At 61.7% G+C, this 16,534-nt stretch carries 18 protein-coding genes; 1 reads left to right on the forward strand and 17 read right to left on the reverse strand.

The genetic code is table 11. The features are described from left to right. Positions 1–8: 8 nt before the first annotated feature. From NSND_RS10650 to NSND_RS10675, 6 genes are all read right to left on the reverse strand, one after another. Positions 9–599 carry a type II secretion system protein gene (locus tag NSND_RS10650; protein WP_159450748.1) on the reverse strand — a complete coding sequence of 197 codons (591 nt, stop codon included), beginning with the start codon at positions 597–599 and terminating at the stop codon, positions 9–11. A 7-nt stretch (positions 600–606) separates the two neighbouring features. Beyond that, positions 607–1,242: a methyl-accepting chemotaxis protein gene (locus NSND_RS10655; RefSeq protein ID WP_080878987.1), complete on the reverse strand. Its 636-nt coding sequence runs from the start codon at positions 1,240–1,242 to the stop codon at positions 607–609. Then, a complete protein-coding gene (locus NSND_RS10660; RefSeq protein WP_080878988.1) occupies positions 1,239–1,613 on the reverse strand; it encodes a hypothetical protein in 375 nt (124 codons plus the stop codon). Before NSND_RS10660 ends, NSND_RS10655 begins: the two co-directional genes overlap by 4 nt. 173 nt (positions 1,614–1,786) lie before the next feature. Beyond that, entirely contained in the window at positions 1,787–3,220 is a 1,434-nt protein-coding gene (locus tag NSND_RS10665; protein ID WP_159450749.1) for a Do family serine endopeptidase, read from the reverse strand. A gap of 138 nt (positions 3,221–3,358) precedes the next feature. After that, entirely contained in the window at positions 3,359–6,253 is a 2,895-nt protein-coding gene (locus NSND_RS10670; protein WP_080878990.1) for a heavy metal translocating P-type ATPase, read from the reverse strand. A 76-nt stretch (positions 6,254–6,329) separates the two neighbouring features. Beyond that, a complete protein-coding gene (locus tag NSND_RS10675; protein ID WP_080880856.1) occupies positions 6,330–6,974 on the reverse strand; it encodes a DsbA family protein in 645 nt (214 codons plus the stop codon). A 102-nt stretch (positions 6,975–7,076) separates the two neighbouring features. Here NSND_RS10675 and NSND_RS10680 point away from each other — a divergent pair, with 102 nt between their 5' ends. Then, positions 7,077–7,622, forward strand: coding sequence for a Slp family lipoprotein (locus tag NSND_RS10680; RefSeq protein ID WP_235000226.1), 546 nt, complete (start codon positions 7,077–7,079; stop codon positions 7,620–7,622). A gap of 109 nt (positions 7,623–7,731) precedes the next feature. On the opposite strand, the gene NSND_RS10685 is transcribed toward NSND_RS10680, so the two are convergent. From NSND_RS10685 to NSND_RS10735, 11 genes are all read right to left on the reverse strand, one after another. Beyond that, positions 7,732–8,211 (reverse strand): hypothetical protein, encoded by a 480-nt coding sequence (locus NSND_RS10685; protein WP_080878992.1) that lies wholly within the window; start codon positions 8,209–8,211, stop codon positions 7,732–7,734. A 16-nt stretch (positions 8,212–8,227) separates the two neighbouring features. Further along, complete coding sequence (locus tag NSND_RS10690; RefSeq protein WP_080878993.1) at positions 8,228–8,572, reverse strand: hypothetical protein; 345 nt, start codon at positions 8,570–8,572, stop codon at positions 8,228–8,230. Positions 8,573–8,827: 255 nt separating this feature from the next. Further along, entirely contained in the window at positions 8,828–9,130 is a 303-nt protein-coding gene (locus NSND_RS10695) for a hypothetical protein (RefSeq protein ID WP_080878994.1), read from the reverse strand. A gap of 225 nt (positions 9,131–9,355) precedes the next feature. After that, positions 9,356–9,883 carry a hypothetical protein gene (locus tag NSND_RS10700; protein ID WP_080878995.1) on the reverse strand — a complete coding sequence of 176 codons (528 nt, stop codon included), beginning with the start codon at positions 9,881–9,883 and terminating at the stop codon, positions 9,356–9,358. Between the two features lie 31 nt (positions 9,884–9,914). Continuing rightward, entirely contained in the window at positions 9,915–11,069 is a 1,155-nt protein-coding gene (locus NSND_RS10705) for a tetratricopeptide repeat protein (protein ID WP_080878996.1), read from the reverse strand. A gap of 459 nt (positions 11,070–11,528) precedes the next feature. Continuing rightward, the gene (locus tag NSND_RS10710) at positions 11,529–12,080 is read right to left on the reverse strand and encodes a cytochrome P460 family protein (protein WP_080878997.1); all 552 of its coding nucleotides are present in this window, start codon (positions 12,078–12,080) and stop codon (positions 11,529–11,531) included. A 130-nt stretch (positions 12,081–12,210) separates the two neighbouring features. Further along, positions 12,211–12,459, reverse strand: a complete 249-nt coding sequence (locus tag NSND_RS10715; RefSeq protein ID WP_013247265.1) for a helix-turn-helix domain-containing protein — start codon at positions 12,457–12,459, stop codon at positions 12,211–12,213. Positions 12,460–12,831: 372 nt separating this feature from the next. Beyond that, positions 12,832–13,164 (reverse strand): hypothetical protein, encoded by a 333-nt coding sequence (locus tag NSND_RS10720; RefSeq protein ID WP_143833509.1) that lies wholly within the window; start codon positions 13,162–13,164, stop codon positions 12,832–12,834. 150 nt (positions 13,165–13,314) lie between these two features. Beyond that, complete coding sequence (locus tag NSND_RS10725; RefSeq protein WP_080878999.1) at positions 13,315–14,487, reverse strand: ABC transporter permease; 1,173 nt, start codon at positions 14,485–14,487, stop codon at positions 13,315–13,317. A gap of 198 nt (positions 14,488–14,685) precedes the next feature. Further along, entirely contained in the window at positions 14,686–15,852 is a 1,167-nt protein-coding gene (locus tag NSND_RS10730; RefSeq protein ID WP_080879000.1) for an ABC transporter permease, read from the reverse strand. Further along, the gene (locus NSND_RS10735; RefSeq protein WP_080879001.1) at positions 15,849–16,532 is read right to left on the reverse strand and encodes an ABC transporter ATP-binding protein; all 684 of its coding nucleotides are present in this window, start codon (positions 16,530–16,532) and stop codon (positions 15,849–15,851) included. Before NSND_RS10735 ends, NSND_RS10730 begins: the two co-directional genes overlap by 4 nt. Positions 16,533–16,534 lie beyond the last annotated feature (2 nt).

Here is a 16,534-nt window from a genome sequence, read left to right on the forward strand (position 1 = left end):
ACTCTTCGTTAAAATTCTATCGCCAGCCCGACGAAACTGCCGTCATTTGCTCGAATGACATCGTCGTGGCTTTTTTGAGCCGTCAACGGCTCCACGCTCTCGCCGTCTTTGCCCATGCTGTACAGGTCGTAGTCCGAATTGATCGGATGGAGAAAGCGTTCCTTGCGCGGTTTTCCTTTGCTGCCATTTCCGCCACCCTGTCCTGCGTATGCCTCATCGGGCAGCAACCACAGCCAGGCGTTTTTTTTTGACCCGCCGCCGCCACCCCNNCCCCCATTGCCACCGCCACCCCCATTTCCCGGGAGCGTTAGGGCCGCAATGTTCAGGTACTCGTAGGGATTGCCCCAGGGATCGACCATCTCCCCGGCACCCGCATCGGCCAAGCTGTTCGGAAGGGTATCATAGGCGGCTTCGTACGAATCGATCACCCGCTCGATGTAGCGTATTTCGGCGATCGCTCGCGCCACTCGCGCCTTATCGAGAAATCCCAGATAGTTGGGAATCGCCAGACCCGCCAACGCCCCGACGATCGCCATGGCGATCATCAATTCGATGATGGTAAAGCCCTGCTGCCTGCGGCAGTGTGTACTGTGCGCCATACGCAACCTAAAATCCCGACGCAGAGGGCAACTGCACCGGCCGGGCCTCGATGACATTCGGCGTGGTCTGAAACGGTTCCATCGCCCGCGTGAGCTGTTCGACGGTCGCACGTAATCGGTCGGCCTCCTGCTCCACTTCCCGCAACGCCCCACAGGCTGCGGCGGCTTTCAATCGTTCCAACTGCGGAGCGATGTCGGCATGGTGCGCCTCGATCCGGCCGATCTTCTCCCGCAACGCGTCGACCATTTCACCCAAACATTGCGCTTCCACATGGAGATAATCGGCCTTGCGAATTGAGGTGCGCACGGTCAGATCGCCGCTCGCGACGGACTGGAAAATCCGGCGAAAGCGATAGAGCGGACCGGCAATACGGTGCGAGAAAAACACGCCATGCACGATCAGCAGGAGGGAAACGACGAACACCACCGGCCAAAACCGGCTGTGCAGCAATTCGAACTGATCGGCCACTCGTTGGGCTTCGATGGAGGAAAGCGGCAGGTGATTAAGTTCCAGCATCAACGGCACGAAGAGCGCCCCCGCCACGGCCGCAATGACCACCACCACGTAGCAGAAGCTCAACCCCAGGAAGCGTGGCTGCACCGTATCCCACAGGAAATGCCGTCTGAATCGTGGCCGGCTCATGTGGTCGCGACCTTTCTCGTCCAGACCAAATGGTCCTGATTCTTATAGATAATCCTGCCGCCAGCGGCCGGCTCATAAAAAAAGGCCAGTTGGTACTTAGTTTGGTCTTCACCCTGATAGGAGACGACGAAGAGGGTCTTGGTCCCCTCACGGCTTTCATCGATCTGCGTGATCACATACCCATCCGCCGTGACGGCACTGGTACCGAATCCGATCCGGTGCTCATCGATAAACATATGCTGGTCCGTGTAACCTTCGGCCGCCGTTTCCCACACCCCGACGAGATATGACGGCGCCGCCTCCGGCTCAGGCGCACAGGCCGCGCACAGCCAGAGGGCGAGCAGACAACTCACCCGCGAGATCGACCACACGATACACCTCTTTGAGTTGGAGTCTTCTGAGTCTCTCTCCGGCACCGACTCAGTATGCCGTACCTGCGTCCAAACTCAATTTCTTTAAGAATTCTCGCAGGAAATCAGCACCGACCCGGCGGCACATTCAGCCGTGAGTGCAGGTCGATTCTTGAGAGAGGACAAGAACCCGGTTATTCGCTTTGAATGGGGATGTAGAGCAGACTGCCCTGGCGGTTGATGAGCAACAGTGCGAGATCGGTGGACCGGAGCGGTTCAGCGAGTCGCTGAAACGTGCTGAAGTTGGGGATGGGCTGTCGATTGAGTTCCAACAGAAGATCGCCGGGCTGAAGCCCCGACACCTCGGCGAGGCTGCCGTCTTCGATATCCGTGACCACCAGGCCGCTGTTGGCAGGAAGATCCATCTGTCGCGCCAGCGCTGGAGTGACTTCATCGACGATCACGCCGGACAGGGGATGCGCGGTGGCACCGGCGGCGTCGGCCGTCTGCGTTTTCTTGGGCCGCTCGCGCGGCGCTTCCTGCACGGTGAGGTCCGTCTGCATCAACTTGGCATCGCGGAGCAACTCGATCCGGTGTTTGCTGCCGATGGCCGCCGTGGCCATCAGATTACGCAAATGGCCGCTGTCCATCACATCGCGCCCGTCGAAACGCACCACGACATCGCCGCGCTTCAATCCGGCCCGTTCGGCGGACCCCTTCGCCTGCAGATCGGTAATGATCGAGCCCTTCACATCCGGCAGGTGGAAGGTCTTGGCGAGCAAGGGCGTGACATCCTGCGTGGAGGCCCCCAGAAACCCCCGGACGACCCGGCCCGTCTTGATAAGACTCTGCATGGCGGTTCTCGCCATGTTGCTGGGAATCGCAAATCCGACGCCGACGCTGCCGCCCGTCGGACTGGCAATAGCCGTGTTGATCCCGACCAACTCGCCGTTGGTGTTCACCAGCGCTCCACCGGAGTTCCCGGGATTGATCGGCGCATCGGTCTGAATGAAATCTTCCACATCGGCCACTCCCACATCCGCACGGCCGACCGCGCTGACGATGCCGAAGGTCACGGTGCGACTCAAGCCGAGGGGATTGCCGATTGCGAGGACGAAGTCACCGACAGCCAGCGCACTGGAGTCACCCCAGGCCGCAGCGGGAAGACCGGTGGCGCTGATTTTTACCACCGCGACATCGGTTTTCGGATCGGTCGCCACCACGCGGCCCTTGAACTGCCGTCGGTCCGCGAGAATGACTTCCACGTCCACCGCATCGGCTACGACGTGGTTGTTGGTGATGATGTACCCGTCCGACGAGACGATGACCCCGGAGCCCTGCCCGTATTGGCGGCGCGGCGGCACGTCTTTGAACATGCCGAAAGGCAGCCCCTCATCGGTGAAGGCTTGATCGTGCACCATCACCGTCGAGGCGATGCTGACGACGGCGGGGAGCACCTTGGCCGCGGTGGCCCGCACCTGGGCCTGCAAATCACCGGCCGTGCTGACCTTTGACAGACGCGGTGCAAGCAAATCAGCAGCCGAGGCTGAACTCTCAGCCCACCAGCCCAGCAGGACGCCCGCGATTCCCAGAGCCAACAGGCCCGTTTGTGATCCACGTGACGACATGGTGTGAAACATCCCTAGCAGGAGGCACAAAAACTAGCTTGTCGCGCAATAGCTTGGACTGAGCTCCGGTGCCGTCTCGCGTCAAAATAAACCGCAGGTCCCAGCCTATCACGCGGCAGAGGCTTGCACACTCAGAACTCATAAATCGGCATGCCGGAGGCGTAACGCGTTCGAAATCACCGAGAGGGAACTGAACGTCATCGCCGTGCTGGCCAACATCGGACTGAGGAGAAGGCCGAGGAACGGATACAACAGCCCGGCGGCGACCGGAACCCCGATCATATTGTACACAAAGGCGAAGAAGAGATTCTGGCGGATGTTGCGCATGGTGGCCTTGCTCAGGCGGCGTGCCCGGACAATCCCGCGCAAATCGCCCTTCACCAGCGTCACCCCGGCATTCTCCATCGCCACATCGGTTCCGGTTCCCATGGCAATGCCGACATCCGCCTGCGCCAGTGCCGGAGCATCGTTGACGCCATCACCTGCCATCGCCACCACATGGCCCTGCTGCTGAAGTTCCTGGACGATCCGGCTCTTTTCATCCGGCTTCACGCCGGCCCTGACTTCATCCAGGCCTAATTCCTTCGCCACCGCCTGCGCCGTCACCGCATGATCGCCGGTCACCATCACCAGACGAATGCCTTCCTGGCGCAACAACCGCAAGGCCTCGGGGGTCGAACTCTTGATCGGGTCGGCCACCCCGAGCAAGCCGGCCACCCGGCCATCGACGGAGACGAACATCACGGTTTGTCCGGTCTGACGCATCAATTCGGCATCGGCTTCGAGTGCGGGCAGGGAGGTTTCGTCGTCGAGCTGCATCTCACGCATCAAATCGAGCGTCCCCACCGCCACCCGCCTGGTCCCGACCGTCGCCATGACGCCCTTCCCCGTTTTTGACGTGAACCCAGATGCCGACTCCAATGTAATGCCTCGCAACTCAGCTCCGCTCACAATCGCGCCGGCTACCGGATGTTCACTCCCCCGCTCGATAGACGCCGCCAATCGCAACAGGTCGATTTCAGACCAGGGGGCCACGGCGCTCACGACGCGCAGTTTGGGTTTACCTTCCGTGAGTGTGCCGGTCTTGTCGAAAACCAGCGTATCGACCTTTTCGATGGTCTCCATCGCTTCAGCTTTCTTGAACAGGACACCGGCCGCAGCACCGCGACCGGTCCCCACCATAATGGACATCGGCGTTGCGAGACCCAGCGCGCAGGGGCAGGCAATGATCAGCACGGCAACCGCATTCAACAGGGCATGGGCCAGGCGCGGTTCCGGCCCGATCAACGCCCACACCAGGCCAGTCACGATCGCCACGCTCACCACGATGGGCACGAAATAGCCGGCCACGACATCGGCGGTCCGTTGAATGGGAGCCCGGCTGCGTTGCGCTTCCGCCACCATCTGAACGATATGCGCCAACAGCGTATCCGCCCCGACGCGATCCGCCCGCATCACCAGACCGCCGGAACCGTTGATCGTGCCGCCCGTCACCCGCTCCCCGGTGGTTTTCTCAACCGGCAACGATTCGCCGGTAATCATCGATTCATCGATCGCGGTCGCTCCTTCCAGAATCACCCCATCGACCGGCACCCGTTCTCCCGGTCGCACACGCAGGCGATCGCCCACCTGCACCTGATCGAGCGACACATCTTCTTCACGGCCGTCCTCTCGCATGCGCCGCGCGGTCTTGGGCGCCAGTCCCAGGAGAGCCCGGATCGCGCCGGTGGTTCGGCTCCTGGCCCGCAATTCCAATACCTGCCCCAACAGGACCAGGACCGTAATGACCGCCGCGGCTTCGAAATACACCGGCACCGCTCCGCTTTCCAGATGGAACGATTGCGGAATCAGCGCGGGGAAGAGGGTGGCGAACACACTGTAGAGGTAGGCCGTGCCGGTCCCGATTGCAATCAGCGTGAACATGTTCGGGCTGCGATGGACGATCGAAGCCCAGCCGCGCTGAAAGAACGGCCACCCGGCCCAGAGGACCACCGGTGTGCTCAGCAGGAACTGCACCCAGGCCGATTGCATATCGGTCACAAGATGCTGAATCGGATGACCGGGGATCATAGGCGACATGGCCAGCACGAAGACCGCCGCCGCCGGACCCAGTCCCACCCAGAACCGTCGGGCCATGTCCACCAACTCAGGATTCAGCTCTTCCTCGACCGTGACGGTTCGTGGCTCCAGCGCCATCCCACAGATCGGACAGGCCCCCTGCTCCGCCTTCACCACCTCGGGATGCATCGGGCAGACATATTCCGTTTTGGTCGGCAGCGGCTGAATCGAATCCGGCTCCAGTGCCATCCCGCATTTCGGACAGGGCACCGGCTTTTCTTCCAACACCTCAGGGCACATGGGACAGACGTATTTCGTCCCGGGAGGAGGCGGGGCAGCAGGCGCAGTCGACTGAGCAGATGCGGGGGCGAGATACCGCTGCGGATCGGCGCGAAACTTGGTGAGGCAGCCCTGGCAACAGAACGAGTAGGTCGTGCCCTGGTAGTCGAACGACCCGGCCGCCGTGGCCGGTTCCACCGTCATGCCACAGACCGGATCGATGACGCCTGTGACCGCTTTATCCGGCGTCGCCGAGCCCAGCATCGGGAGCGACTTTCCCCCGAACTGCCGTGACGCTGTTGGCGACACAGCGGGCACCGGCGACAAGTACCGGACCGGATCGGCCCGGAACTTTTCGAGACATCCCTGACAACAGAAGTAGTACGTCTTGCCCGCATGCGCATGAGACCCGGCGGCGGTCGCAGGCTGAACGGTCATCCCGCAAACGGGATCCCGTTCGCCGCCCGCAACCGGCTGTTGCTCAGGCATCGCCTGCATCATCGGCAGCGAACGCCGACCGGCAGCGGGCATGGCGGCGGTCGCAACAGACGCTGTCTTCACATACTGATTCGGCGTGGCACGAAACCGATCGAGGCAATGGGTACTGCAAAAATAGTAGGTCCGGCCGTCATAATCGAAATGCCCTGCCGCCGTGGCCGGTTCCACCGTCATGCCGCAGATCGGATCAGTCGCCATACCCCCGCACCTCATCTCGCGTCGTTCGTATCTCGTTCCGGTCGAGGGACGCTTCACACTTCACGAGATACGACCCTTACTTCTTGCCGTCTCCGTCCAGAATGCTGTGAATGATCAGCTTCAAATTCTCCGGATCGATTTGCTCAACCTTGATGTTGCCGTCGAGCAGAACGGTGGGCGTCTGTTGAATCTTGATGCGATCGCCCCATTTCCGTCCGTCTTCGAAGGCCTTCGCCGGCTTGGCGCTGGCCAACCCTTCTTCGAACGCCGCCGGGTCGAGCCCGACTTCACGAATCAACACTTCGCGGATCGCCTTGTCGATGATGCCGATCTTGTCCTTATGGATGGTCCGGAACAACGCGCGCTTCATCTCAGCGCCCTTCCCCATCGTCTTGGCCTGTTCATACATATCGAAGGCGGTCGGCAACTTGCCGGGAATCACGGGATACCCCACCATGACCGCTTCCAGCTTATGGCCGAATTCCTTCTCCAGAATCGCCAGCCCCTCGCCGTCGAACCGGTGACAATGCGGGCAGTAGAAATCTGCGAATTCAGTCAGTTGCACTTTCCCCGGCTTGTGCGTCGACTTCTCGTCGCTCAGCACCTGAAAGTTGCCCTTGAGTTCCGCCTTCCCCGCCTGCGCGGTTCCCACGAACCCGAGAGCCGCCACCGCCATCAGGCCCATCAACAGACTGCCCCGCCATCCACGACGCTTCGCCATACGCTGCACTCCTTTTTCAAACTTGGTTCGGTTCAACAGGCTCATCGGCATTATAAACAATGCTCGTCCACTTATGCGTCTGATATAATGCCAACGATGCGAGTGAAACTTCTACAGGGGATCGGCATTTTGTGGTTCGCCGCGATCCTGGCGGCCTGCGCGTCGTCCGGCGACATGCACGAGTCGGCCGACGGCGGCCCGCACGTTCCGCCGTTTTCTCAAATCAAGGCCGCACCGGACTCGTTCAAAGGGCAGACCCTCGTGCTCGGCGGGCAAGTGCTCGCCGCGCGACGCATGAAAGACGGCACGCGGATCGAAGTGTTGCAGTTACCGCTCAACGACTCGCAACAACCGACGCTCGATCTGATGAAATCTCAGGGGCGCTTTGTCGCGGTCCAACGGGACTTTCTGGATCCGGCAACCATTCCCCAGGGAACGTTCCTGACCATCACCGGTGAGCTCACCGGCTCGATGACCTTGCCGCTCGACGAGACCGACTATACCTATCCCGTCATCGACATCAAATCGTTCCGCACCTGGATTCCATCGCAAGACTCGACTATGTCCCGTATCCGTCCCTACCCCTATTACAGTCCGTTCTGGCATCCCTACTGGGGACCCTACGGGCGCTTTCCCTACTATTGGTAAACCCGGCCGTCTGTCGATCATCGTTTCGACAACGGTGAAGAAACGACAACGCCCCGTCCATCCCTGCGGATGAACGGGGCGTGTGTACTCGCACTACAGACAGGGTCTGTTACTTGATCATCAGCAGTTTGCCGCCGGGCTGCTTGGGATTGAGCTGGTCGCGGTACTCAAGCGTATTGCCCTGGGTTTGATTGAACAAATCGCTGGTCGGCACGCCGATGTACTTCGTCTCACCGGGCTTCAACCGGACCTCGGCCTTTAAGACGAACGGCGACGCTGCATTGACTGTATCGATCATTTGAAAACCACGCTCCGTTGCGGTGGTATTCGTGACCTTGATCAACAGCGGACGACCCGGCCGGACTTTGAAATCGATGACCGTGGTCGGCGGATACCACGCCTTCATGTTGCCGATCTCAACGGCATATAATTCCGCATCCACGACCAATTCCTTAAACGGCTGACCGACGACGGAACCGGTTTCGAGGTCACCGACTTCGACACCGCCGGCCTGCAGCGCCAACGCAGACGTTCCGCTCGCCAACACGCCCAACACGCCCATGAAAAGGACCGCAATCCTGCTCAACATAGAACCTCCTGTCAGGTTAAAGAGATGAGGACGGACGATGCTCCTGTGCCAGGCACGGAGGAAGACCGGTGCCTTCCAACACCTGGCCACCGACAATGTGACCATCGACGATGAGAAACAGCACTTTCATACGCTTCGTATTGTCTGAAAATTTTCCGCTGGCCACCGCCAGCACTTCATGCGACCCGTCAGGCTGGGGCTGATCCGCTTCGATCTTTACGTAGTACGAATCGAATCCCTCGAATTCCCGATTGAACGCCTGCGCCCGTAACAACCGTTCCAGTGAATCGTCGGCGGCCCACACTCCTGACCCGCCGGCCAGCACGAGGATCTGAACCACGGCCACGAAGAGTTTTCGCATGGGGGACCCCTCCTAGGGAGTCGAGTTATAGCCCCTGCACGCTCAACCGTCTACAGATGCGCGCTTACGGATGCCTACCGATGCTACAGGATCGTGTCGTTGAAACGTGGCTTCCGCAGCCGACCAGAACTTGGCTGGGCTTGACCCGTCTCACGAAGCCGAACACGTCAACTCACGCAAGCGGAAGGACCCCCGGCACGGTTCCAAGGGGGAACGCCGGATGGGACTCACCTCCCCCTTGGAACAGAGATCGCGTTATTTGCCCTTTGCTTTCCCTTTGTGGCTCGAAGCCTGTTCCGCATGCGCCAGGGATTCCTCCGCATGTTTGACGGCTTCCTTCGCATGCTCCAGCGCTTCTTTCGCATGCGGATCGTTGCTGGCCTTGACCGACTCTTCCAGATGCTTGATCGCTTCCTTCTCGTGCTCCACGCCTTCCTTGGCGTGCTTGATCGTTTCCTTCACGTGCCCGCCGCCGTCGGCCAGGGCGTATCCCACCGGCGCAGTCGCCACCAGCGCGGACACGGCGAACGCGAGCATGCCTGAACGCAATACAGTCATCAGAATTCCTCCTGTGTGATAAGTGGATGTAGCACTCGATTGGGCGGCATTCTACCGCATTTGTCATGTCTTGTTCAGTAGGGAAAGAGGAGGCCGCACTCACCGTGAGGGCAACGCATGCCTGAGAAGAAGATGGTGGGAGAGGGAAGCGCATGGGCGTACGCTTCCCTCATCGGAGCTCACTGCGTGGTCAGCGCAGTCCAACCGTCGAGCCCCGTCCACCGATCATCGAACGTCAGCGGGCGTCAGCCAGGGCAGTCGACAGACGCCGCATCGGCCACGATCCGCCATGGCCTGCTGAGCGGGCGAATCCCAGCTCGCATACATCCATGATTCGTACTGCCTCGTCCCCGCGCCATCCATCGTGAGACCGGCACACTTCTCCATCGCAAACACGGACGGCCTGGCCCGATAGGATCCGGGGCCTTCCGGATAGGGCTCGGACTCCACGACGAACGTGGTCCCCACGGGAAACGATTCATAGTCCGGCGTGAGCAGTGCCTTGGGGCACACGTAGAACCGGAGCCGTTTCCGCCCGCCGGGCGATTCCACCGTAGAGGTCAAGCTCGGCCAGTCCCGATACCCGAACGGAATCAAGAGCGTCGCAGCGGGAGGCGCCGGGGACCAGCCCTCGCTGATATCGAGGGCGACCGCCAGCAATCGCACGACTGCCACACTCAACCCCGCCCTGTGTTGAGCGCCCTGAGCCATCTCCGCCCGACGCGGTGACGCCACCGCAGCACTAACCGGCATGGAGCACCTCCCTTCCTGACGCCTTCACTACCTATCGCGTGAGTTCTCCGACCGCAGGCCCCTGGCGCATGGCCGAACCCTGCCGCACGACTCCCGGCTGAACCCGCGCCCGGATCGATGCGGCCCGCGCAGCGAACAATCCGGCTTCAACCGGCTGCCCGAGAGTATCGAGCACGCGCGCATACCGCTCCACCAACAACCCGACGGTGGGATGATGCAAGCCCAGTTGCGCCTGTTGAACGACGAGCGCGCGCTGATACAACAACTGCGCCTGGGTCCATAGTCCCTGCTCATCGGCGAGAAACGCCATATTGCCGACAATCGTGCCGGTCAAGGAGGCCTGGGGTCCGGACGTCCGTTCCGCAATGGCCAGTGCCTCATCGAAATATCGTTGAGCCGACGCGTAGAGTCCTTCGGCCTGGTAGAGGCAGGCGGCGTTATTCAAACTCATCGCCACCGCCGGATGTTCATCGCCGAATCGCAGGCGGCGCATCTTCAGCGCGCGCAGGTAGAACGGTTCCGCCCAGGCATAGAGTCCGCGCCCCTTGTACAAGACGGCAAGGTTGTTGAGCACGGGCCCCAGATCGGGGTGATCCGTGCCACGGGCCTCTTCCATGAGAATCAGGGCCAGGTGATACATCGATTCGGCCGCTGTCTCCCGTCCCTGCTTGCGGTACAACTCGGCCAGATTGTTCAGGCTGATCGCGACATCGGGGTGCGCCGCGCCCAGCACCTTGCGCTCGATTGCCAGCACCCGTTCATATAGCGGCTCCGCGCGGCCCCAATCGCCTTCGGCATGGGCGATTTCCGCCAGGTTGTTTAAGGCCGCCGCGACATCTTCGTGTTCCGGCCCCAAGTGTTGTTCCCACATGGCCAGCGCACGGGTGTATAACGATTGCGCCTCCTGGAGACGACCCTGGTCGTGATACAGCAGTCCGAGATTGTTGGCTGCCGTGGCAACGCGGGCGTCGTCTGGACCGGCCTGCTCAGCCTCGCGGAGAGCGCGCTGCAAGAGCTGCTCAGCTTCGGCATAGTGCGCCGCTTCCCTGGCCTTCACACCATCAGTAAACAACTGCTTCCAAGCATCCGGCTCATTAGCCCAGCCCCCATCAACGCCGCACAAAGCCATGCCGACCACCAATGCCATGAGTAACCACCGCGGGGTTTTCTTCGTGCAATCAGCCATGGTGCGCCGCTCCCTCCACCGACTCCGTCGATTCTCTGTCCTGTATTCCCTGTCTCCGGCCTCTCCGCACTAACAGCCCGGAAAGCCCCGAAGGGCCGGGGTGGAGGGGGAGGCCATCCCACTCACCCCGGGAGGCAGATCCTGAAGAAGGGTGCACAACCTCAGGATCCGAGGGACCTGTGACTCAAGCGGCCGATGGGCGGGGAACGGCCAACCACCGCTCCCCCATGGGACTCCTGCGAGGAGGTAGGTCAAGACCCGCACACAGGCCCCATCTGTCCTGCTCGTGGTCATGATGAACGACCTGCTATTCCAAATCGGTATCAGCATCACCCGCAGGATGCGAAAAAAGGCCGTCCAGCAAGGCCGCAGCGAGCGAAGGGGCGAATCGTACTCGTGCGGTACGGTGAGCCGCGAAGCGATGCGAGAACGCCGCTGGCGGACTTTTTCCGCATCCTGCTAGTGCGCCTTATGGCCCTGCGCACAAAACTCATCATACCGGTGCACGAAATCTTTCTGCGCGAGCGGGGCATGGCAGGCCCGGCATTTCGTAAAATCTTCGGCCAGCGCCTTGCCGTCCGGCCCATAGGCCCCGAGCACCCAGGCGCCGTTCTTCAAATTGTCCGGGACGTCCTGCCCCCACCCCTCGTTCTTCTCCATGACGAACACCTTCAGCAGGTCGCCTTTCACCAGCTTTCCGTCCGCCCCCTTGGCCAAGGCCTCGCCTTCCGCTTTAGCCTTGTACAACTCCATAACCAGTTGCGTGCCCTGCGGAAACGCGGAGGCCGGACAAGCCTTGGCGCCGGCTGGGCTCACGAACAATTCCCGCACCTGCTTGGCATCCTCACGCTGTACCTCGCTCAAAAACTTCGGCCAGGTTTTGTAATCGGCCGGGAGCGCGATTTCGCCGTCCTTGGGGGCCGCCCCCGCTTCAGCAACCGTCGTCACGATCCCGCCGTTCCACGCCACCCCCATCACCACAATGAGGCTTAGTATCTCTCTCACCATCATGTTCATCTCCTTCCTCCCGGTCTTGCCGTCGGCCCCGAGGGGCCGGGGTGAAGGGGGAGGCCATCCCACTCACCCCGGGAGGCAGATCCTGAAGAAGGGTGCACAACCCCAGGATCCGTTTCCGACAGACCTATCGTTTCATCGCCCTGCGCCCGCTGAGCGGCACCGCCTTAAGGTGCGGCGTCGGTTCTTGTGGACGCGGATCCGTTCGATTGCCTTCCACCAGCGCCGTCACGGAGACACGAAAAATGCGGAGGCTGCCTCCACCGATCTTCGTGGCATTGAGCCGTCCTTCATCGATCCACCGGTAGATCGTCCACTTACTGACTTGGAGCAATTGCGCGGCCTCTTTCACACGCAACAGCGGCTGTTCCACCATCTCGCCTACCCCTTCAACACCTTGGCGGTGGATAGGAGCGGTCCGTTACCGCTCCTCCCCCGACTGCAGGAAGGGGCACGAGCCTCCCGCACAACCGGGTCCACCATTCAGGACCGATACAAAACACATCGCGGTTCCGTCGTGGGAACCGGCAGCGGAGGTCACAGGAAACGCGCCTGCGCTGCCGGGCGGTCCGGGATCGGAGGGCAATCCCATCCTCGGACTCAACATGCTTGAGTGAAATAGCTCGGGCCGAACGCCCGGACATGGCGGAGCACGGGACCGATATGACTCCCATTCGGCCTCTGGCCTGGACGACGGGATCGGATTCCTCTGTGCGATGAATCGGTGGCGACGCGCGCCCCGCCCGAACTATCCCCTCACGGGGATGGGCGGCGCACGGGCATGAAGGGACGTGGGGTCCCCGGAAGTCAGGAAGAGCGGAGGGGTAATCAACGTGTGGGATTGAGCGACCCAGGCCGTGCCCACATCACCCTGGGAAATCGGGCCGACATCTGATGTCGCCTGACAGGCCCAGGAGCAAAGGGTGGAATGGGATTCCGTGCCTGAATGCTGATGATGACTATCGGACGGGGTGGCATGGGCGAAGGAACAGCCCGGAGCCACAAGCGCCAGCACCACATACACCCAGACGATTCCGAGTGCGAGACCGGCCACTGAGGTTTGGGAGATTCGTCGGTTCATGGTCTGATAGTTCTCGCGTGCCGTATCAATTACGCCGTTCGACACAAGTTGTCTACCGACGGATGCTCACGCGTGCTACAAAATGTGCGGCCTTGGTCAAACGCCTGTCCATCGAAAGTAACATATTCACGCGATGCCCGATCTCCCTGCTCAGAACGTTCGTTCCCCCAGCGCCTGCACGATGACGAGACGCGCGGCGCGGGTGGCCGGAACGATGCCGCCGACGATGCTCATGAGCATCGCAAAGACGAGGGCGATCGCGATCATCTCGCCCGAGAGGTGAAAACCGAAGACCAGTTCGGTCCCGGTGTCGAAGTTCATGGTGGAGATCGTCATCGACTGCAGTCCCACCGCGGCGACGACTCCCAGCACACCTGCAATCGCACCCAGCGCCATCGATTCCAGCAGAAACGCCTGCAGGATGGCCACCCGCGTGAACCCGATGGTCCGCAGCGTGCCGATCTCGGTCGTCCGTTGGGCCACCGACGCCGACATCGTCATCGTTGCGCCGAGCACCGCGCCGACGCTGAAGACCACGGTTAGAAACAGCCCCGTGACGCGAATCATTCTAGCGAGGCCCTCCGCCTTGCCTTCGTAATACTCCGGCTCGCGCTTCACCGAGAATTTAAACCGTGGGTCCCGCTCGATCCGGTCCTTGAAGGCGGGCAGCGTCGCAGGGTGTGCCAACCGGAGGGTCATGGACGAAAAGGTGGCGCGATGGAACGTCGCCAAGAATTGTTCCGCATCGCCCCAGACCTCGGAGTCGAACCCGCTGCCGCCGGCCTCGAACACCCCGACCACGGTCCAGGCCCAATTTCCGAAGTGCAACACCCGATCGACGCGGGCGTCCGGAAACTGCCTGGCGATGGAGGCACCCACGACGATTTCGGTGGTGCCCGGCTTCCACAGCCGCCCCTGGATCAGCCGGATCGCCGGCCGCACCGCCAGCGCCTCTGGTGCCGTGCCCCGCAAGGTCACGCTGGTCAGACTGCCGCCCTGCCCCTTCCGCAGCGTCAATTGCAGTCCGACTTCAGCGACCGCCAGCGGCCGGCCATCCGCCGTCAGTCGAACATCCGGCTGAGCTGCCACAGCGCGTATTTCCTCGCGGGACAGGCTGCTGCCGATTTCCGAGAGCGCGCCTTTACGCAGAACGATCACGTTCTCCGGATCGCCCGTCTTCCCCAGTGTCTGCTCCAATCCATGGGCCAACATCAACACGGCCAGTAACACGAACACCACCAGCCCCAAACCAACGACGGTCAACGCCGTCGTCACACGGCGAGCCCACAGATTTCTGAGGCTGTACAGACCCCACCGGAACATGTCCCTACCTCCGCCTCGGAGCCTGTCTGAGTAATGCCATTCTGCTGCGGCAAATGATCTGCCGGCATCTGCGTCGTTCTCGGCCCGTAAAAATCCTCAACGTATTCAGCGAATACATTTCCGGTTTTTTCGAGCCTGCGGCCTCGCATCCGCCGGCAACTCCTCCGCCTCGCTACGAAGGATTACTCTGACAGGCTCCTATCCCGCATGCCGCAGCCCGTCCAACGTCGTCATCCGGATGAGACGGACCGCCGGCCAGATCGCCGCGCCCAAGGCCACCAGCACCATCATGCCCAGACACAACCCCACCGTCTCCATCGACACCGCGTAAGTGGCCACATACCCGTTCGATTGGGTCATCTGCGCGTAGAGCCGCGAGGCGGGGACGAGCAGGCCCAATCCCAGGGCCCCGCCGGAGAGGGCCAGCAACAACGACTCGCCCAACACCAGGATGCAAAAATGCCGTGGCTGAAATCCCAGCGTCTTGATCACGGCATATTCCCTGGTCCGTTCCCGGATCGCCATGGCCAGCGCGTTCACCAGGACCAGGAGCGCGATCCCGTTGATGACCGCGGACACCGCTTCCAGGCCGTACAGCAGTGCGCTCGACCGCTCGACCCACCCGGCAATGAACGCCTGCTCCAGTTCCGTGCGTGTCTCGGCAAACGAGTTCGCAAACAGCGCATCGATCGCCAGGGCCACCGCCCGTGGATTACTCCCCTCGTTCACATCGATCGCGTACCACGACACCTGATCGGCGCGGTCTGGCTGTGTCGTCTTCACCTGTTCATTGAGATACTCCCACTGCAGAAACAATTCCTGATCCGACCAGATCATGAGGTTGCTGCTGCGGTAAATGCCACGCACAATCACTTCCCATTGCCCCGGATAGCTGGTCCCGGTCAGCGGAATGACATCGCCGAGTTTCCATCCGTACCGCTCGGCCAGGGACAGGCCGACGATGCACCCGCGGCGATCCTGTACAAAGGCCAGACGCTCCCTCTCGGAGAGCAGAATTTCAGGATATGTGGTCAGCAATGTCGCCGCCGGCTCGGCGAAGGAGGCCAACGGCTGCTTGGGATCCTTGTAGATCCCGCCGAACTCGACGCCATAGTGCACGGACCGCACCCCCGACAGCACCGCCATGCGATCTCTGTATGCCAACGGAAGCGGCAAGGCCCCCGACATCGCATGGACCGTGATCAGCCGGTTCTTGCTGGCCGCTTTTGCCGCCCCCTGCCATTCGTCGAGCGTCAGACGGATGAGGCCGAACGCCAGCACGACCATGGCGAGCCCCCAGACCGTCAAGGCCAGCCGGACCGGGCGGCGCAACGTATTGCGGAGCACGAGCCGGCCGAGCGTCATGGCGGAGATTCCAGGATGCCCTTTTCCAGATGACGAATCATCTGCGCACGCTCGGCGGCGCGAGGGTCGTGCGTTACCATCACGATGGTTTTCCCCAGTTCCCGATTCAATCGACCGAACAGGGTCAGAATATCCTCGGCGGATTCACGATCGAGATTGCCCGTCGGCTCGTCCGCCAGGATCATGGTGGGGTCGCTGACGATGGCGCGGGCAAGACCGACGCGTTGCTCCTGCCCACCTGAAAGCTGGCGCGGGTAATGGTCCATCCGCTCCCCCAGGCCCACCAGCCGCAAGGCCGTCTTCACATGCTCCCTCCGTTCCTGCCGCGACAGATGTGTGAGCAGGAGCGGCAGTTCCACATTCTCCGAGGCGGTGAGCACCGGAATGAGATTGTACGATTGGAACACGTAGCCGATGTGCCGGGCCCGCCATCGCGCCATGTCGCCCTCGGAAAGGTCGTCGAGTCGGGTGCCGGCCACGACGACCGACCCGCTGGTCGGCCGATCGATCCCCGCCATCACATTGAGCAACGTACTTTTTCCGGACCCCGAGGGCCCCATGATGGCGAGGAACGTTCCCGCGGGAATCGTGAAGGAGAGATCGCGCAACACGGACACGTCCGTGCCTGCCCGCGAATAGGTTTTCGAGATCCGTTGGAGCGTGACGACGGGATCGTACACGG

This window comes from Nitrospira sp. ND1, assembly GCF_900170025.1.
Taxonomy (GTDB): Bacteria; Nitrospirota; Nitrospiria; order Nitrospirales; family Nitrospiraceae; genus Nitrospira_A.